Source organism: Acinetobacter sp. YH12138 (genome assembly GCF_015218525.1).
GTDB lineage: Bacteria > Pseudomonadota > Gammaproteobacteria > Pseudomonadales > Moraxellaceae > Acinetobacter > Acinetobacter amyesii.
Genome location: NZ_CP048670.1, coordinates 2,606,148 through 2,623,228, shown reverse-complemented (window position 1 = coordinate 2,623,228; position 17,081 = coordinate 2,606,148). Strand labels below are relative to the sequence as shown.

Below are 17,081 nucleotides of genomic sequence, written 5' to 3'. Positions count from 1 at the left end.
TAATATAGCCGACCTAGCTTGCTGGTGACGAACCAACAAGAAGATCATTAAGAGATTATGAAGAACAACTTGTGTGGATTTTTACTGATTGATTGATCGAAATTATTTTCATTGATTGATGGTAGAAATTACTCGAAGTTTATTTGAGCAAATTTTTGTCAGTAATTGATGAGCCAAGATTGGTACACTATATGTACTATTGATTTTAAACTGAAGAGTTTGATCATGGCTCAGATTGAACGCTGGCGGCAGGCTTAACACATGCAAGTCGAGCGGGAATAGGTAGCTTGCTACCGATTTCTAGCGGCGGACGGGTGAGTAATGCTTAGGAATCTGCCTATTAGTGGGGGACAACATTTCGAAAGGGATGCTAATACCGCATACGTCCTACGGGAGAAAGCAGGGGATCTTCGGACCTTGCGCTAATAGATGAGCCTAAGTCGGATTAGCTAGTTGGTGGGGTAAAGGCCTACCAAGGCGACGATCTGTAGCGGGTCTGAGAGGATGATCCGCCACACTGGGACTGAGACACGGCCCAGACTCCTACGGGAGGCAGCAGTGGGGAATATTGGACAATGGGGGGAACCCTGATCCAGCCATGCCGCGTGTGTGAAGAAGGCCTTTTGGTTGTAAAGCACTTTAAGCGAGGAGGAGGCTACTTTGGTTAATACCTAGAGATAGTGGACGTTACTCGCAGAATAAGCACCGGCTAACTCTGTGCCAGCAGCCGCGGTAATACAGAGGGTGCGAGCGTTAATCGGATTTACTGGGCGTAAAGCGTGCGTAGGCGGCTTTTTAAGTCGGATGTGAAATCCCCGAGCTTAACTTGGGAATTGCATTCGATACTGGGAAGCTAGAGTATGGGAGAGGATGGTAGAATTCCAGGTGTAGCGGTGAAATGCGTAGAGATCTGGAGGAATACCGATGGCGAAGGCAGCCATCTGGCCTAATACTGACGCTGAGGCACGAAAGCATGGGGAGCAAACAGGATTAGATACCCTGGTAGTCCATGCCGTAAACGATGTCTACTAGCCGTTGGGGCCTTTGAGGCTTTAGTGGCGCAGCTAACGCGATAAGTAGACCGCCTGGGGAGTACGGTCGCAAGACTAAAACTCAAATGAATTGACGGGGGCCCGCACAAGCGGTGGAGCATGTGGTTTAATTCGATGCAACGCGAAGAACCTTACCTGGTCTTGACATAGTAAGAACTTTCCAGAGATGGATTGGTGCCTTCGGGAACTTACATACAGGTGCTGCATGGCTGTCGTCAGCTCGTGTCGTGAGATGTTGGGTTAAGTCCCGCAACGAGCGCAACCCTTTTCCTTATTTGCCATCGGGTTAAGCCGGGAACTTTAAGGATACTGCCAGTGACAAACTGGAGGAAGGCGGGGACGACGTCAAGTCATCATGGCCCTTACGACCAGGGCTACACACGTGCTACAATGGTCGGTACAAAGGGTTGCTACTCCGCGAGGAGATGCTAATCTCAAAAAGCCGATCGTAGTCCGGATTGGAGTCTGCAACTCGACTCCATGAAGTCGGAATCGCTAGTAATCGCGGATCAGAATGCCGCGGTGAATACGTTCCCGGGCCTTGTACACACCGCCCGTCACACCATGGGAGTTTGTTGCACCAGAAGTAGGTAGTCTAACCGTAAGGAGGACGCTTACCACGGTGTGGCCGATGACTGGGGTGAAGTCGTAACAAGGTAGCCGTAGGGGAACCTGCGGCTGGATCACCTCCTTAACGAAAGATTGACGATTGGTAAGAATCCACAACAAGTTGTTCTTCATGACGATGTATCTGAGGGTCTGTAGCTCAGTTGGTTAGAGCACACGCTTGATAAGCGTGGGGTCACAAGTTCAAGTCTTGTCAGACCCACCACTACTGACAAAGTACGGAAAATCAGAACATTGACTTATTGATAAGCTGGGGACTTAGCTTAGTTGGTAGAGCGCCTGCTTTGCACGCAGGAGGTCAGGAGTTCGACTCTCCTAGTCTCCACCATACATTCCTTCGGAATGTATAAAGAACGAAGCTAAAATAAACAATCAAACGATTGTTAGCTTAGTCCTTAAGCGATCAAGTGTTTAGGTTATAGAGCTTAGCAACAAAGTGGCGTATGATTCGCTCCATTGTTATTAAGCTCTGTGATTTATCACAGTTTCCTGACCTGACGAAGGCTGGAAAAAATCATTAACAGAATATATTTGAGTTGAAATAATTTGTTCATACTCGTTTGATTTAACCTAACAAGCAATTGTGAAAGTTGAATGAAATGAGTTACTAGCGAAATTAACTGAATCAAGCGTTTTGGTATATGAATCTAATTGAAGCTGTACAGTGCTTAAGTGCACGGAACAACGAACTGTGAGAGAAGCCAGTTTACTGGTGGATCTTGTTGCTACACTGACTTGTAGGTGTAACGACTGTTTGGGGTTGTATAGTCAAGTAATTAAGTGCATGTGGTGGATGCCTTGGCAGTCAGAGGCGATGAAAGACGTAATAGCCTGCGATAAGCTCCGGGGAGGCGGCAAATATCCTGTGATCCGGAGATTTCTGAATGGGGAAACCCACCCGCTATAAGGCGGGTATCATAAACTGAATACATAGGTTTATGAGGCGAACGAGGGGAAGTGAAACATCTCAGTACCCTTAGGAAAAGAAATCAATTGAGATTCCCTCAGTAGCGGCGAGCGAACGGGGAAAAGCCCATTAAGTTATCTAAGCTTTAGTGGAACGCTCTGGGAAGTGCGACCATAGTAGGTGATAGTCCTGTACACGAAAGGGCTTAGATAATGATGTCGAGTAGGGCGAGGCACGTGAAACCTTGTCTGAATATGGGGGGACCATCCTCCAAGGCTAAATACTCCTGACTGACCGATAGTGAACCAGTACCGTGAGGGAAAGGCGAAAAGAACCCCTGTGAGGGGAGTGAAATAGATCCTGAAACCGCATGCATACAAGCAGTGGGAGCCAACTTGTTTGGTGACTGCGTACCTTTTGTATAATGGGTCAGCGACTTACATTCAGTAGCAAGGTTAACCGATTAGGGGAGCCGTAGAGAAATCGAGTCTTAATAGGGCGTTTAGTTGCTGGGTGTAGACCCGAAACCGGGTGATCTATCCATGAGCAGGTTGAAGGTTGGGTAACACTAACTGGAGGACCGAACCCACTGTCGTTGAAAAGCCAGGGGATGACTTGTGGATAGGGGTGAAAGGCTAATCAAACTCGGTGATAGCTGGTTCTCCCCGAAAGCTATTTAGGTAGCGCCTCGGACGAATACCATTGGGGGTAGAGCACTGTTTCGGCTAGGGGGTCATCCCGACTTACCAAACCGATGCAAACTCCGAATACCAATGAGTACTATCCGGGAGACAGACTGCGGGTGCTAACGTCCGTAGTCAAGAGGAAAACAATCCAGACCGCCAGCTAAGGCCCCAAAATTATAGTTAAGTGGGAAACGATGTGGGAAGGCATAGACAGCTAGGAGGTTGGCTTAGAAGCAGCCACCCTTTAAAGAAAGCGTAATAGCTCACTAGTCGAGTCGGCCTGCGCGGAAGATGTAACGGGGCTAAAACTATATGCCGAAGCTGCGGATTTACACATTAGTGTAAGTGGTAGGGGAGCGTTCTGTAAGCCGATGAAGGTGGATTGAGAAGTCTGCTGGAGGTATCAGAAGTGCGAATGCTGACGTGAGTAACGACAAAACGGGTGAAAAACCCGTTCGCTGAAAGACCAAGGGTTCCAGTCCAACGTTAATCGGGGCTGGGTGAGTCGACCCCTAAGGCGAGGCCGAGAGGCGTAGTCGATGGGAAATTGGTTAATATTCCAATACTTCAGTGTAATGCGATGAGAGGACGGAGAAGGTTAAGTCAGCCTGGCGTTGGTTGTCCAGGTGAAAGGAAGTAGGCATGTATCTTAGGCAAATCCGGGGTACTCTATGCTGAGATCTGACAGCAAGCTGTACTTGTACAGTGAAGTGGCTGATACCATACTTCCAGGAAAAGTCTCTAAGCTTCAGTTACACTGGAATCGTACCCGAAACCGACACAGGTGGTCAGGTCGAGTAGACCAAAGCGCTTGAGAGAACTCTGCTGAAGGAACTAGGCAAAATGGTACCGTAACTTCGGGAGAAGGTACGCTGCTTTTGGTGATGGAACTTGCTTCCTGAGCTGAGAGCAGCCACAGAAACCAGGCCCCTGCAACTGTTTATTAAAAACATAGCACTCTGCAAACACGAAAGTGGACGTATAGGGTGTGATGCCTGCCCGGTGCTGGAAGGTTAATTGATGGGGTTAGCGTAAGCGAAGCTCTTGATCGAAGCCCCAGTAAACGGCGGCCGTAACTATAACGGTCCTAAGGTAGCGAAATTCCTTGTCGGGTAAGTTCCGACCTGCACGAATGGCATAATGATGGGGGCGCTGTCTCCAGCAGAGGCTCAGTGAAATCGAAATCGCCGTGAAGATGCGGTGTACCCGCGGCTAGACGGAAAGACCCCGTGAACCTTTACTGCAGCTTGACATTGAACTTTGATCTTACTTGTGTAGGATAGGTGGGAGGCTTTGAAACCGAGACGCTAGTTTCGGTGGAGCCAATCTTGAAATACCACCCTGGTAATATTGAGGTTCTAACTCTGTCCCGTTATCCGGGACGAGGACCATGTCTGGTGGGTAGTTTGACTGGGGCGGTCTCCTCCTAAAGAGTAACGGAGGAGTACGAAGGTGCGCTCAGCGTGGTCGGAAATCACGCGTAGAGTATAAAGGCAAAAGCGCGCTTAACTGCGAGACCCACAAGTCGAGCAGGTACGAAAGTAGGTCTTAGTGATCCGGTGGTTCTGTATGGAAGGGCCATCGCTCAACGGATAAAAGGTACTCTGGGGATAACAGGCTGATACCGCCCAAGAGTTCATATCGACGGCGGTGTTTGGCACCTCGATGTCGGCTCATCTCATCCTGGGGCTGAAGCAGGTCCCAAGGGTATGGCTGTTCGCCATTTAAAGAGGTACGCGAGCTGGGTTTAGAACGTCGTGAGACAGTTCGGTCCCTATCTACCGTGGGCGCTGGAAATTTGAGAGGATCTGCTCCTAGTACGAGAGGACCAGAGTGGACGAACCTCTGGTGTACCGGTTGTGACGCCAGTCGCATCGCCGGGTAGCTATGTTCGGAAGGGATAACCGCTGAAAGCATCTAAGCGGGAAGCCTACCTCAAGATAAGATTTCCCTTGGACTTTATGTCCACTAAAGAGCCGTTGAAGACTACGACGTTGATAGGTTGGATGTGGAAGTGCGGTGACGCATGAAGCTGACCAATACTAATTGCTCGTGAGGCTTGACTATACAACACCCAAACAGTTGTATGTAAAGCATCAATTGATTCACATATAATCAATCAGACTTGATTTAGTTGAAAAGCTAGATAAAATGAACACCTTAAATTAACTCAAGTACTTCTGTTAATAACTCATTTGGTAGAAAACTTAGCACGAAGAGCACTGCTCTGAGATTAGACTAAGCGAGTATCCATAACAGTTGTGCTGGCGACAATAGCAAGAGTGAACCACCTGATCCCTTCCCGAACTCAGAAGTGAAACCTCTTAGCGCTGATGGTAGTGTGGGGTTACCCATGTGAGAGTAAGTCATCGCCAGCTCATTATTCGAAACACCCCCTGACTAGTGCAGGGGGTGTTTTTTTATGTGCGGAGAAAAGGGGGAATAGAAGAATAGAAGAATAGAAGAATAGAAGAATAGAAGAATAGAAGAATAGAAGAATAGAAGAATAGAAGAATAGAATAGGAAAATGAATATGTTGTAAGTGGATAATATATGAATATTTCTCACTCAAATATAAAGTAAGACGTCCTCAATCTTTCTATCAAGGTCATTGATCCGCTGAAATAATTGATTGCGTTGCAGCTTTAAGCATATATAAGACTTGGCCTAATAAAATATCTTTGTCTGTTAACGCCACAATAATCATGGGGTGATTTTGAGCAGAGACTGATGCAAGTATCGCTTTTCCATTTTCTGCATCTAAGGTTATATTCTGACAACCAACTAAATGAATTTCTTTGATAAATGCTGACACCATTGCAAGGATAGAGCTGCTAACTTGCTATTGTTATATTGCCCACGTTTGAAACACTCGTCAGCTCAAATCCATCTGTTGAACACACCATGATGAAATGAACCCCGCGTGCATTGTTAATAATATTATTTATTTGTTCACGGGCATGTTGTATTAACTCATTCGAAGCGGTGCGTTTTGTGACATTAAACATTAGTAGCTCCTTATGCAGTGATATAGTGATTTACTTCGATTGAGGTAATTAAAGCTTCAAGTAGCAGTAAAACGTCAGATTTTTTGCGACAGTCGATAAAGAATAGGGGCGAATATAAGTCCTGACTAATCAGCCAATCTTTGTAGATAGCAGTATTCGTTGAACTTGTGATTTCATCTGTATGGGTAATTCCAATGGCTATGTTATCTGTATAGTTTTGGAAGGTTTCTAAGTAGCTTTCGAGTTCACTTAAGGGGTCATTAACATTATGATCAATCAGAATAATTGCACCGATTGCGCCTTGACAAATCACAGGCCAAATAAAATCAAAACGACTTTGTCCAGGGGTACCATATAAACCTATTTTTAAACCATCTTCTAAGGTCACTTCTCCGTAGTCGATACCTACTGTGGTTTCAAGTTTTTGATGGCTGGTTTGATCTGTATTAAACGCCTCGGTCAGTAGAACTGGGATATCAGAAAGTGAACGAATCGCTTCAGTTTTTCCAGCACCCATAGAACCAGCAAAGACAATTTTATATTGCTGAAGAATCATGTTTGATGTCCTATTCTAAAATCCAAATTTACGGCGTAACTTACTAAAGAAGTTTTGTACAAAGTTCTTTTCTTCTGTTGGTTCATGCTTTTCGGGTGGTGTGTAATGTTTATCCCAAAGATTTATTTTTTTTATATTCAGTGATGCCATATTCGCAGCAATGAACTGTCGAACAGTGCTGAGGGGAATATCATATTGTTCTGCAATGGTTGATATCTTTGCAGCCTGGATAAAACATGCAGAAAGTTGAAAAATTTGTTTATGAGATAAATGTTCAGCAGGTTTTGGCCAGCTTAAAATTCGAAAATGACCATCTTCAGGAACTGTTTGGTAAAAATTCGGAGTTTGCCAAAATAGATTCCATATCCAGTCTTGAAGGATGACGGGATGCTTTCGACTTACATGGGTCATATCTTCAATTGATGCGAAATCATATTTAAAACTAGCATCTGTGTGTTGAAGTTGACGCTCGAGGTTGAGCCAAGCTATATTTTGCGCGGTATCGATTACCGATATTGTGCCTAGATCATCATATAGGTGTAATTTTTGATGATTATCTTCTGCATACATTTTTTTGAAGTAATCATCCTCCAAATTAAAATCGCTAAAGCTCTGGATTTGATCATGTTGAGCATGCTCAATGGATTCGTTAAGGTCATTATGGCTGACGAGATGTTTATCAATCCATTGATTGAGCTCTTGATTGTCGTCTATGGGAAGGAACAGCGTATTGTTTCTGACACGCCCTGATTGTTGGTTGTCTTTCGAGATCTTGAGCCAAGGTAAAGCGCGGCGTGTTAATATTTTTTGAATTCCTTCGGTGTCAAAAAAACGCTCATGAATAAATAGGCAATCGAGATTCACATCAGATGCACTTTTCCATTGGATATTAAAGTGCTGTGGAAAAATTGTGTAAAGCTGATGTTTGAGTTGATCTGAATCATGAATACTTAATCCTGCAATGCCGATATTGATATATTGCTTATTCATGGTGTTCCTCGACTAATTTTATTCAAACCTGTAAAACATTTTGGGAATAAAAAACCCTCTTATTGGCATAAGAGGGTTGGGTGAAATTAAGCAAAATCTAAATTTTTTTCATAGGTTTTTAATTCGTGTCGAGCCATGGCTAGGTTTGCTTTGGCACGATCAAGTACTAAATATAAGAACACGGATTCATTATTTTCCAGTGGACGAATCAAGTGATACTGCTTTCCTAGAGTAATTAAAATATCGACAATGTGATCGTCTAAATTGAGTGACTGAGCAACACGTCTTTTGGAGCGAACCACTTCAGTATTTCCAGCAGCTGCTAATTCTAAATCAATATCTCCACCGCCTTGTGTCGCCATAGCTAGGCCACTTTCACCGTCTACCAGTGCCGCTGCATGAAAACCGTCGATTGTTGTGAGTGATTCTAATGAAACTTTAGCCATTTTTATGCCCCTCTTTTAGGTTATACATGATTATTATTTGTAGATATTTAGGTAATTAAACTAGCGTTTTTAACTACATAATTTAATTATAAGAAGCGTAAGGGGCTTTGCAATAAAATTAATTTTTTGCTTTAAAAGGATAATATTTTCTAAATATAGCGTTAAGTTTTAGGATTTAAAAAATGTGATTTAATTTGCTATATATATTTTTTATGTATTTTAGAACTTTATTTTTGATATAAAATTTACCAAAAATTCAAATGTAATATTTTGTAAATGGTGTGATAAAACTCAATTTTTGTAGAATAAAGCTGACCGATTTACATAAAGAAAACAAAAAGTGATCTAAAGGCGTGTAATTTAGAATATTCGATTTAAAAAAACCTGCTTAAAAAGCAGGTCATTGATTTAGACAAATGAAGCCACTTAAGAAAAAATATTACAAGCTGCAGATGCCAAAATCCATAAAATCACCACTGCAACAATAGGCTCTACAATTTTTGACCAAGTTGGAACTTGTACTTCAGTTGTCACATCTTCTTGAGTATGTTGTTGATTAACCATTTGATTGAACTCCTTCATTGATGCTTCTAATGATATCTCTTCTTGCAGATTGGGTTTAGAACCAAGAAGCTCTGTTAGGTTGTTTGTTGACCAAACCCAATCATCCGCTTGACCAGAAAGGTGTTCAATTTGTCCATTGAGTAATTCTTGAATGCTTTGTGGTGAGTGTGAGCCGGTATCATGAAGTTGCTTTAATTCATTTAATTGTAAATGAAAAATTTCAGTTGTTAGGTGTTCAAGTTCAGAGCGCTCTAATATTGATGCATTCGATGGATTGGTGGTCAGATGGCGTGAAACTTCTTGAATATAGAGTTCATCAGGATGAGTAATTTCTTGATAAACCTTTTGAGCATTATTGCGGAGCTGATGAATCAATTCACCTAAAGTTAATGCATTAATTTCACGTATATGTTGACGTTTTTCTTCACGATTTAAATGACTTAAAAGCGTAGGCTTTTGAGATTCTATTTGTTCGACAAAATATTGTACTAAATCAAAAGCCATTATTCGCTTCCTTATTCTTTAATCGAGCAACCTTAAACCTGGTTTTTTCTTCGGCTGCTCTTGTTGTTCTTGGTCGTTTGATTTTAAAGCATTTTGATCATTCTGAATACCTTCATATTCTTGAGGATCGAAGAACATGCCTTGACCATTTTCACGTGCATAGATACCTAGAACAGCAGAAAAGGGGATATAGAGATTTTGCGAAACGCCACCAAAGCGTGCAGAGAAAGTAATCGTCTCATTGCTCATGTGTAGCGCATGCGTTGCATGAGGTGCGATATTCAGGACAATTTGGCCATCTTGGATATATTGAACTGGCACCATCGTACCATTCTGTGTCGCATCGACAAGTAGGTACGGTGTAAGTTGATTGTCACAAATCCATTCATAAAGTGCCCGTGTTAAGTATGGACGCGTTGGAGTGAGTTGTAGTTCCTGTTCAGACATAATGCTTACTCGAATATTTATGGGAAATTAATTTTTTGCTAAAAGCTCGCTATAGCGATTTTTTTCCTGCAATGTCATCGATTTGATAAATGCAGGACGGCTAAAGATGCGTTGGCAATAGAGAAATATAGGGCGGCATTGCTGTTTGGGAAGCTCAATCCCCATGGCTTTTAGACGCAGAAATACAGGTGCGAGCATACAGTCTAACATGCCAAATTGTTCAGACATAAAATAAGGATAATGCTGAAACAAGGGGGTTAGTGAAATGAGTGTATCACGTAATTGTTTTTGTGCTTTTTGCTTGGCTTTTTCATCGAGGGTATCGGGATGGCGAAGCATAATATCGGCAAGTCTTAACCAATCTTGTTCGAAGCGCCATACATATTGACGTTGCTCTGCACGAGGCATGGGTGCATCTGCATACAGTTTATTTTGACGATATCGGTCATCCAGATATTCGGCAATAATACTGCTGTTATAGAGTTTTAGGCCATTTTCAATCATCATCGGAAGTTGATTGTAGGGATTTAAACTCGCAAGATCTTCGTCTTCATCATCAGCAATAATTAAATTATGTTTGATTTGCTTCTCTGCAAGTACATAGCGTATCCAGTGTGAGCGAAAGTCATCCGCATGACTGTAAAGCGTAATCCCTTGGAGAGGTGCATTTTCGACTGACATAATCCGAGACGATGAGAAATGAATAAGATAGGATACTAAAATTAGACAGTAAAATCACGGGGACTTTAGCAATATCAATGCAGCTACAGTGAAAATTACAGTTTTGTTTTATTTGATTTTATCTGATAGCTTTTTCATGTCATTCATTTACCTGATCGTCACCGCATGATGACCATTGCACTTGTACAAAAATTATTATTTTTAGCTGCTGTTATTTTTGTGGGCATTGGCTTTTATACGGCACTCGCTGGAGGTTATGCCTCTGATTATGGAGCAGAGGATGATAGTCCTGAACAAAAAAGCAAAATGACCATTTGTACAATTACACTAACACTGTCGGTTATATGTTTTATTGCGAGTTTGAGTCTCTTTGTTTATCGGATCGTTATTCTATTTGCATCATCTTCATAAAAATTAAGACATAAAAAAACCTTGGCATAAGCCAAGGTTTTTTGTCCGATTCGGTAAACGAATTAACGTTTAGAGAATTGAGGACGTTTACGAGCTTTACGTAAACCAAGTTTCTTACGTTCAACTTCACGAGCATCACGAGTAACGAAACCAGCTTGACGAAGAGCAGGTTTAAGAGTTTCGTCAGAAGCGATCAATGCACGAGTAATACCGTGACGGATAGCGCCTGCTTGACCACCGATACCACCACCAGCAACAGTGATGTAAAGGTCATATTTTTCAGTAGCTTCTAAAAGCTCAAGTGGTTGATTAACAACCATACGAGCAGTTTCACGACCGAAATATTGTTCTAAAGAACGGTTGTTGATTACGAGTTTACCAGTACCAGCTGATAGGAAAACACGTGCAGTTGCGGTCTTACGGCGACCTGTACCATAGTTAGTAGCCATGTGCTGTATCCCTTAGATGTCCAAAACTTGTGGCTGTTGAGCAGTATGTGGATGCTCAGTACCAGCGTACACTTTCATTTTCTTGATCATTGCATAACCAAGAGGACCTTTTGGCAACATGCCTTTTACAGCACGTTCGAAGATTTCTTCTGGTTTGTGAGCAACTAATTTTTCGAAATTAGTTTCACGAATACCACCAGGGAAACCAGTGTGGCGATAATATTTCTTATCAAGTGATTTTTTACCAGTCACTTGAACTTGCTCAGCATTGATAACAACGATGTAGTCACCAGTGTCAACGTGAGGAGTATAAGAAGTTTTGTGCTTACCGCGTAAACGACGAGCGATTTCAGTCGCAAGGCGACCTAAAGTTTTGCCAGAAGCATCAACAACGTACCAGTCGTGTTGAACTTCAGCTGGCTTAGCGCTGAGAGTTTTCATTAAACCACTACCTATTATAGTTGGTTTGGACTATGGAAGCTGTCCAAACAAAAGGAGACGCGATTCTATACGAATACGTGAAGAATCACAAATGAAAATATAAAATTTCAAGCGCTGTATTGTAGTATATTTCTTCAGCAATAAACAGCAGATAATCCAGAAATTATAAAAAAAGCGGATGAAAGTAAATCATGTCGAATTCTAATCTGTTAAAAAACACATCTGAACCCTCATTTTGGCGGCAATGGTTGCAATTAATGGGCTTATGTAGCGCCTTGGTTTTAAGCCCAACTTTTTTGTATTTGGTGTATTTGCACGGGGCGGATGGTGCGATCATCGTTTGGTTAATGATGCTCACTTTATTTTTCCTTAGTTATTTATTGGTTTATCTGTTGATTGGATTATTGCTTGTGGGTGGTATGTCTTTTTGGCTGATAACGAAGTACCCGCAACATGTGTCAGCCGTTCAGCGCGGCATTGTAATTCTTATTGCATTGATTTGGATCATTGGCATTTCAGGTTTTGCTTTCGATTTCATCCCATACAATGTCGCACAACGCGCTTATTTTTGAGTTTTAGTCCGATATTTTTAATCAATAAAATTAGGTCTGTCATGTGCATCACACAGTATAATAATGCTATTGCACACACAGGATAGACCCATGCTGCCTTTATATATCACGAGCGGTGAACCCGCAGGTATCGGACCTGATATTTGTTTGAGCTTAGCCAATCGAATAGATGAAAGGCCACTTGTGGTTCTTATTGATAAAGATTTGCTGCTCAAGCGTGCTCAACAGTTAAAGCTCGAAGTTGAACTGATTGACTATGTTGGGCAGGAGGGTTCGGCAGCTCTAGGTCAGCTTTATGTGGAACATGTACCTGTGGCTAAATCTGTCATCGCAGGTCAGTTAGATGTGAATAATGCAGCCTATGTGTTGGAACAATTACGTCGTTCTGCAGATTATGCGATGTCTGGCAAAAGTGTAGGTGTTGCAACTGCACCTGTGCAAAAGTCGATTATTAATGATGCCGGTATTCATTTCAGTGGACATACCGAGTTTTATCAAGAATTTGCAGGCGTTGATCGTGTCGTGATGATGCTTGCGACCAAAACGCTCCGTGTCGCATTGGCAACAACACATTTACCGCTTCGTGATGTTGCGGATGCTATTACTCAAGAACGTTTGCATCAAGTCATTGATATTGTAATTCATGATTTAAAAACCAAATTTAAAAAAGATCATCCGCATATTTTAGTCTGCGGTTTAAATCCGCATGCGGGTGAAGATGGCTATTTGGGCATGGAGGAGATTGAAGTGATCAATCCGGTGCTTAAGCGTTATCGCGCTCAAGGGGTGAATATGAGCCTGAGCTTACCTGCTGATACCTTATTTACCCCTGAAAATTTAAAAGATGCCGATGCGGTTTTGGCGATGTATCACGATCAGGGCTTACCTGTGTTAAAGTCGCAGGGCTTTGGCGAAGCCATCAATATCACTTTGGGCTTACCGTTTATTCGGACTTCAGTGGATCACGGCACAGCACTGTCACTGGCTGGAACTGGTCTTGCTAAAAGTTCGAGTTTACAGGTGGCGGTTGATTTGGCTTTAGAATTAGCACGTGCGAAAAATAACGAAACTTAATAATAAAGGTTTGAATTTTATATGAATAATAGTAAAAAATTATCAAAAATAAAACAGGAAAATAACAAGATGCATAGGGCGAAATCGATCATTCGCCCATTTTTTGGGATTGCGTTAGCGTTGATGCTGTCAGCATGTTCAACGCTCGCTACAGATCATCATTTTTGTGAATTAAAAGTATTATCGCTGCAAATTCCAAAACAGACGGAAGGATTTATACGTTTTGCATTACCGGGTGCTGTGGATGGCTTTAAACATAATCAGCAAAAATTTAATCAAGCGCTGAACGCGGTGCATAAAAAATATGCGAATCGTGATGGTGCTGATAAAATGCTTCAAGATGGACAGGCAATCAATGCTAATATTGATCTGCTTGTACAGCATCAAAATAGCCTGAGTGCGCTATATGAATATCAACTTCTTGTAAGTGAAACCATTCCAAGTATTCAAGCTGAATATAACATTCTGGCTGATATGATGGCTAGAGCAAACAATTCAGCTATTCAAGCAATGATTGCCAAAAATCAAGTCTATATTGCGGGACGAATGTTGAGTTCTTTGCTGAAGTTAACTGATGTAAATTCTATTCATCCAGATGATTTAGATGACTTTTTAGCAGATTTTGAAACTTTCAATATTTTTTTGAAGGCTCAACTGAATGGTAATCCTGAACTCGGTGTAGAGCGCGTAAACAATGCTGAAATGCGTGAAAGTTTGCTCTCCATTCAGGCTGAAACTGAAGAAATGATGAAATCTGAAACAATGGCTTTGTTGAAACAAAGAGAGCCATTGCTCAGTGTAATTAAAGCGGCTCGGGATAATGTGACCAAGTCCGAAGAAATTTTTGCTCGCTTGAGTGAATTTGAATCAAGTCAGTAATCGTTGTAATAAACCTATGCGGAGAATTTTATGTATCAAATTAATGCCCTAAACCCAAAAGATGAAGGGCATCACACGCGTAAGCGGTTTGGACAGAATTTCTTACATGATCAACGTGTTATTGCCAAAATTGTACGTTCGGTAAATCCGCGTGCTGGTGACAATATTGTCGAAATTGGTCCCGGCCTTGCTGCGCTTACATCGCCTTTAATTGGTGAATGCGATGCTTTAACTGTGGTTGAGCTGGACCGTGACTTAGCCGCAGGTTTGCCGGGTCGTGTGCCACATCCTGAGCGCTTGACCATTGTTGAAACCGACGCGCTGAAATATGACTTTACCGAGCTGTTTGCTGAAGGCCGTCCACTGCGTGTGGTCGGTAACTTGCCGTATAACATCTCGACACCGCTGCTGTTCCATCTCTTGGAGTTTGGCGACAAAGTCAAAGACATGCACTTCATGCTGCAAAAAGAAGTCGTGGACCGTATTACCGCTTCACCGAATACCAAAGAATACGGCCGTTTATCGGTGATGATCCAATACTTCTGTAAACCGACGTTTTTATTTGAAGTGCCGCCGGGTTCGTTTAATCCGCCGCCAAAAGTCACCTCTGCGGTATTCCGTTTAGAGCCTTATGCCGTTAAACCGATTGTGGCGAAAGATGAAAAAGCGCTTGCGCGTTTGGTTTCACATGTCTTTACTCAGCGCCGCAAGACCTTGCGTAACAGCTTAAAAGGCATGTTGGTTGAAGATGGTTTTGAAAATGCAGGGGTTGATCCAATGGCGCGTCCTGAAACCCTAACACTTGCAGAATTTGTCGCATTAGCAGATCAAATGGTGGCTTAAATAATTATGACTCGCAATATTCGCTATAACTATGTCATTGGTGATGTTCAAGGCTGTTTTGAAACATTAAAAGCTTTACTGAAAGAGATAAAGTTTGATGCAGACCAAGATTTTATATGGTTTGCCGGTGATCTCGTCGCACGGGGTGAAAACTCGGTAGGCGCTTTGCGGTTCATCAAAAAATTAGTGGATAGTGAAGTTGCGGCGACGGTACTGGGCAATCATGATCTGACTTTGCTGGCATGCGCTCGTGGTATTAAGGATATCAATCCTAAAGACAATATCGATGATGTGATTCACGCTTTAGAAAGTGATGATTTGATCGATTGGTTGCGCAAGCAGCCGCTGTGTCTATTTCCGAATGAGCAAACCATTTTGACCCATGCAGGCATTCCTTTGAATTGGACTGCGCAGCAAACCGCAGACTTGGCAAAAGAGGTGGAAGCGGTGATTGGTCATGACGACTTTGATGTGGTTGATGCGTTTCTTCAAGTGATGTACGGTAAAGAGCCGAACCTATGGACGGATGATTTGTCTGGTCATGCGCGCTTACGCTGTATTACCAACTATTTGACCCGCATGCGCTTAACCGATGCAGAAGGCCGTTTAGAGTTTAGTTTTAAAGATTCACTCGATGACCCTATGCCGAAGGGTTTTAAGCCATGGTTTGAGTTTGAGTCACAAGCAGCTCAGACCCATCAAATTCTTTTTGGTCATTGGGCGGCTTTGCAAGGAAAAAGCATTTCAGCAAAAATCCAAAATGTGGATGGCGGATGTGTCTGGGGCAATCAGTTGATGGCTTATCGTTTAGAAGATCAGCACATGTTTGCTGTCGATAATCCTGTGATGTAAGTATTTAAAAATAAAAAAGCCGCATTGATGCGGCTTTTTTATTGGTGTGAGGATTAGTCTAAACGAATCCAAGTTTGGTTACGGCCCAAGACTGAAACGCCAATACTTGCACGGATCGAAATACGTTTTCCTGTGCTGTTTAAGCGCACTTTAGCATCATAAACCTTGCCAGAAAGAGGGTCGATAATACGACCTTTTTCATAATTATTTGTATTATTAATTTGCTTTAAACCTTTAACAATTTCCATGCCGAGAATCGGTTGGTTGGTATAAGGTGCAGGGCACTTATTGCAGTTTTTTTGCGGTGTATAGCCAGGACGTGGTGTAATTTTAATAATTTTACCGGTATAGGTATTATTGGATTCTTTGTGAATCGAAATAATCGCTTTGGCCGCTCCTGTTTTATCGTCAATTTGTTGCCACGTGCCAGTAATGTCATTTGCAAATGCGACATTCATCAATCCGAATGTGCAAAGGCTGAATAATATTTTTTTAAACATAATCGCTTTTCCCCTAGAAGCGTGATTTATGAGCACGTATGTTAGAAAGTTTACGAGAATAGTCAACTTTATTTTTAAAATAATTTGAATATCTTAGGCATAAAAAAACCGCCATGGCGGCGGTTTTTATAACATTGAACTTATTCTTGGCGAATCCAAGTTTGGCTACGACCGAGTGCTGATACACCCATATAGCCACGCAGCGTGAGACGTTTTCCGCTGGCATTTAAGCGAACTTTTGTGTCATAAATTTTGCCAGAAAGTGGGTCAATAATACGGCCTTTGTCGTAATTATTGGTCCCTTCAACATGTTTTAAACCAGTTAACACATCAAGGCCTAAAATCGGTTTGTTTTTATAAGGTGCAGGGCAGTTTACGCAGGTGTCACGTGGCGTATAACCCGGACGCGGCGTCACTTTAATGATTTTACCCACGAATGTTCCATTACTTTCTTTACGGATTTCAATAATGGCTTTTTGTGAACCTGTTTTATCATCAATTTGTTGCCAAGTCCCTGAAAGGTCTTGAGCAAAAGCTGAACCACTCATTACAGCAGCTAAGAATAAGAGGCTCACTTTTAATTTTTTCATCA

The 17,081-nt window shown here is 42.2% G+C and carries 16 protein-coding genes, 2 tRNA genes, 3 rRNA genes and 1 pseudogene; 11 read left to right on the top strand and 11 right to left on the bottom strand.

Annotated elements, in window-relative coordinates; all coding sequences use genetic code 11:
* Nucleotides 1-207: 207 nt before the first annotated feature.
* From G0029_RS12685 to rrf, 5 genes are all read left to right on the top strand, one after another.
* Nucleotides 208-1,746 (top strand): 16S ribosomal RNA (locus G0029_RS12685).
* 61 nt (nt 1,747-1,807) lie between these two features.
* Nucleotides 1,808-1,884, top strand: a tRNA-Ile gene (locus tag G0029_RS12680).
* Nucleotides 1,885-1,931: 47 nt separating this feature from the next.
* Nucleotides 1,932-2,007: transfer RNA gene (locus tag G0029_RS12675), tRNA-Ala, on the top strand.
* A gap of 438 nt (nt 2,008-2,445) precedes the next feature.
* Nucleotides 2,446-5,339: ribosomal RNA gene (locus G0029_RS12670) — 23S ribosomal RNA — on the top strand.
* 196 nt (nt 5,340-5,535) lie between these two features.
* Nucleotides 5,536-5,650 (top strand): 5S ribosomal RNA (gene rrf / locus G0029_RS12665).
* Together the 16S, 23S and 5S rRNA genes with 2 tRNA genes alongside form the textbook arrangement of a ribosomal RNA operon.
* Nucleotides 5,651-5,880: 230 nt before the next feature.
* On the opposite strand, the pseudogene G0029_RS12660 reads toward rrf, so the two are convergent.
* The 7 genes and pseudogenes from G0029_RS12660 to G0029_RS12630 all read right to left on the bottom strand — a co-directional run bounded on the left by G0029_RS12660 (nt 5,881) and on the right by G0029_RS12630 (nt 10,468).
* A pseudogene (locus G0029_RS12660) lies at nt 5,881-6,280 on the bottom strand (roadblock/LC7 domain-containing protein).
* A 10-nt stretch (nt 6,281-6,290) separates the two neighbouring features.
* Nucleotides 6,291-6,836, bottom strand: a complete 546-nt coding sequence (locus tag G0029_RS12655; RefSeq protein ID WP_078190122.1) for a GTP-binding protein — start codon at nt 6,834-6,836, stop codon at nt 6,291-6,293.
* A gap of 15 nt (nt 6,837-6,851) precedes the next feature.
* Nucleotides 6,852-7,826: a hypothetical protein gene (locus G0029_RS12650; protein WP_180107896.1), complete on the bottom strand. Its 975-nt coding sequence runs from the start codon at nt 7,824-7,826 to the stop codon at nt 6,852-6,854.
* 86 nt (nt 7,827-7,912) lie between these two features.
* Nucleotides 7,913-8,272: a roadblock/LC7 domain-containing protein gene (locus G0029_RS12645; protein WP_180022868.1), complete on the bottom strand. Its 360-nt coding sequence runs from the start codon at nt 8,270-8,272 to the stop codon at nt 7,913-7,915.
* A 426-nt stretch (nt 8,273-8,698) separates the two neighbouring features.
* On the bottom strand, nt 8,699-9,340 hold the full coding sequence (locus tag G0029_RS12640; protein WP_180009225.1) for a hypothetical protein: 642 nt from the start codon (nt 9,338-9,340) through the stop codon (nt 8,699-8,701).
* 18 nt (nt 9,341-9,358) lie between these two features.
* A complete protein-coding gene (locus tag G0029_RS12635; RefSeq protein WP_078194278.1) occupies nt 9,359-9,787 on the bottom strand; it encodes a ClpXP protease specificity-enhancing factor in 429 nt (142 codons plus the stop codon).
* Between the two features lie 27 nt (nt 9,788-9,814).
* Nucleotides 9,815-10,468: a glutathione S-transferase N-terminal domain-containing protein gene (locus G0029_RS12630; protein WP_180107895.1), complete on the bottom strand. Its 654-nt coding sequence runs from the start codon at nt 10,466-10,468 to the stop codon at nt 9,815-9,817.
* Between the two features lie 165 nt (nt 10,469-10,633).
* Between G0029_RS12630 and G0029_RS12625 the strand changes: the two genes are divergently transcribed.
* Entirely contained in the window at nt 10,634-10,879 is a 246-nt protein-coding gene (locus G0029_RS12625; RefSeq protein WP_180009221.1) for a hypothetical protein, read from the top strand.
* Nucleotides 10,880-10,941: 62 nt separating this feature from the next.
* Here the strand turns inward: G0029_RS12625 and rpsI are convergent, their stop codons facing one another.
* Nucleotides 10,942-11,328: a 30S ribosomal protein S9 gene (gene rpsI, locus G0029_RS12620; RefSeq protein WP_078190115.1), complete on the bottom strand. Its 387-nt coding sequence runs from the start codon at nt 11,326-11,328 to the stop codon at nt 10,942-10,944.
* A 12-nt stretch (nt 11,329-11,340) separates the two neighbouring features.
* Nucleotides 11,341-11,769: a 50S ribosomal protein L13 gene (gene rplM / locus G0029_RS12615; protein WP_004722943.1), complete on the bottom strand. Its 429-nt coding sequence runs from the start codon at nt 11,767-11,769 to the stop codon at nt 11,341-11,343.
* Nucleotides 11,770-11,960: 191 nt separating this feature from the next.
* Between rplM and G0029_RS12610 the strand changes: the two genes are divergently transcribed.
* The 5 genes from G0029_RS12610 to G0029_RS12590 all read left to right on the top strand — a co-directional run bounded on the left by G0029_RS12610 (nt 11,961) and on the right by G0029_RS12590 (nt 15,989).
* Nucleotides 11,961-12,341 (top strand): hypothetical protein, encoded by a 381-nt coding sequence (locus G0029_RS12610; protein ID WP_180009219.1) that lies wholly within the window; start codon nt 11,961-11,963, stop codon nt 12,339-12,341.
* A 90-nt stretch (nt 12,342-12,431) separates the two neighbouring features.
* Entirely contained in the window at nt 12,432-13,415 is a 984-nt protein-coding gene (gene pdxA / locus G0029_RS12605; RefSeq protein ID WP_180107894.1) for a 4-hydroxythreonine-4-phosphate dehydrogenase PdxA, read from the top strand.
* 69 nt (nt 13,416-13,484) lie between these two features.
* Complete coding sequence (locus G0029_RS12600; protein ID WP_180107893.1) at nt 13,485-14,294, top strand: pilus assembly protein PilJ; 810 nt, start codon at nt 13,485-13,487, stop codon at nt 14,292-14,294.
* 30 nt (nt 14,295-14,324) lie between these two features.
* Nucleotides 14,325-15,137: a 16S rRNA (adenine(1518)-N(6)/adenine(1519)-N(6))-dimethyltransferase RsmA gene (rsmA, locus tag G0029_RS12595; RefSeq protein WP_180107892.1), complete on the top strand. Its 813-nt coding sequence runs from the start codon at nt 14,325-14,327 to the stop codon at nt 15,135-15,137.
* A 6-nt stretch (nt 15,138-15,143) separates the two neighbouring features.
* Nucleotides 15,144-15,989 carry a symmetrical bis(5'-nucleosyl)-tetraphosphatase gene (locus tag G0029_RS12590; RefSeq protein WP_180107891.1) on the top strand — a complete coding sequence of 282 codons (846 nt, stop codon included), beginning with the start codon at nt 15,144-15,146 and terminating at the stop codon, nt 15,987-15,989.
* A 53-nt stretch (nt 15,990-16,042) separates the two neighbouring features.
* Here the strand turns inward: G0029_RS12590 and G0029_RS12585 are convergent, their stop codons facing one another.
* Nucleotides 16,043-16,489 carry a DUF2147 domain-containing protein gene (locus G0029_RS12585; protein WP_180024993.1) on the bottom strand — a complete coding sequence of 149 codons (447 nt, stop codon included), beginning with the start codon at nt 16,487-16,489 and terminating at the stop codon, nt 16,043-16,045.
* A 140-nt stretch (nt 16,490-16,629) separates the two neighbouring features.
* The gene (locus G0029_RS12580) at nt 16,630-17,079 is read right to left on the bottom strand and encodes a DUF2147 domain-containing protein (protein WP_078190108.1); all 450 of its coding nucleotides are present in this window, start codon (nt 17,077-17,079) and stop codon (nt 16,630-16,632) included.
* Nucleotides 17,080-17,081: the final 2 nt, after the last annotated feature.

What these genes read in the sequence shown, in the direction of transcription:
- G0029_RS12655 (WP_078190122.1), bottom strand. Translation starts at nt 6,836, where the DNA reads ATGATTCTTCAGCAATATAAAATTGTCTTTGCTGGTTCTATGGGTGCT.
- G0029_RS12650 (WP_180107896.1), bottom strand. Translation starts at nt 7,826, where the DNA reads ATGAATAAGCAATATATCAATATCGGCATTGCAGGATTAAGTATTCAT.
- G0029_RS12645 (WP_180022868.1), bottom strand. Translation starts at nt 8,272, where the DNA reads ATGGCTAAAGTTTCATTAGAATCACTCACAACAATCGACGGTTTTCAT.
- G0029_RS12640 (WP_180009225.1), bottom strand. Translation starts at nt 9,340, where the DNA reads ATGGCTTTTGATTTAGTACAATATTTTGTCGAACAAATAGAATCTCAA.
- G0029_RS12635 (WP_078194278.1), bottom strand. Translation starts at nt 9,787, where the DNA reads ATGTCTGAACAGGAACTACAACTCACTCCAACGCGTCCATACTTAACA.
- G0029_RS12630 (WP_180107895.1), bottom strand. Translation starts at nt 10,468, where the DNA reads ATGTCAGTCGAAAATGCACCTCTCCAAGGGATTACGCTTTACAGTCAT.
- G0029_RS12625 (WP_180009221.1), top strand. Translation starts at nt 10,634, where the DNA reads ATGATGACCATTGCACTTGTACAAAAATTATTATTTTTAGCTGCTGTT.
- rpsI (WP_078190115.1), bottom strand. Translation starts at nt 11,328, where the DNA reads ATGGCTACTAACTATGGTACAGGTCGCCGTAAGACCGCAACTGCACGT.
- rplM (WP_004722943.1), bottom strand. Translation starts at nt 11,769, where the DNA reads ATGAAAACTCTCAGCGCTAAGCCAGCTGAAGTTCAACACGACTGGTAC.
- G0029_RS12610 (WP_180009219.1), top strand. Translation starts at nt 11,961, where the DNA reads ATGTCGAATTCTAATCTGTTAAAAAACACATCTGAACCCTCATTTTGG.
- pdxA (WP_180107894.1), top strand. Translation starts at nt 12,432, where the DNA reads ATGCTGCCTTTATATATCACGAGCGGTGAACCCGCAGGTATCGGACCT.
- G0029_RS12600 (WP_180107893.1), top strand. Translation starts at nt 13,485, where the DNA reads ATGCATAGGGCGAAATCGATCATTCGCCCATTTTTTGGGATTGCGTTA.
- rsmA (WP_180107892.1), top strand. Translation starts at nt 14,325, where the DNA reads ATGTATCAAATTAATGCCCTAAACCCAAAAGATGAAGGGCATCACACG.
- G0029_RS12590 (WP_180107891.1), top strand. Translation starts at nt 15,144, where the DNA reads ATGACTCGCAATATTCGCTATAACTATGTCATTGGTGATGTTCAAGGC.
- G0029_RS12585 (WP_180024993.1), bottom strand. Translation starts at nt 16,489, where the DNA reads ATGTTTAAAAAAATATTATTCAGCCTTTGCACATTCGGATTGATGAAT.
- G0029_RS12580 (WP_078190108.1), bottom strand. Translation starts at nt 17,079, where the DNA reads ATGAAAAAATTAAAAGTGAGCCTCTTATTCTTAGCTGCTGTAATGAGT.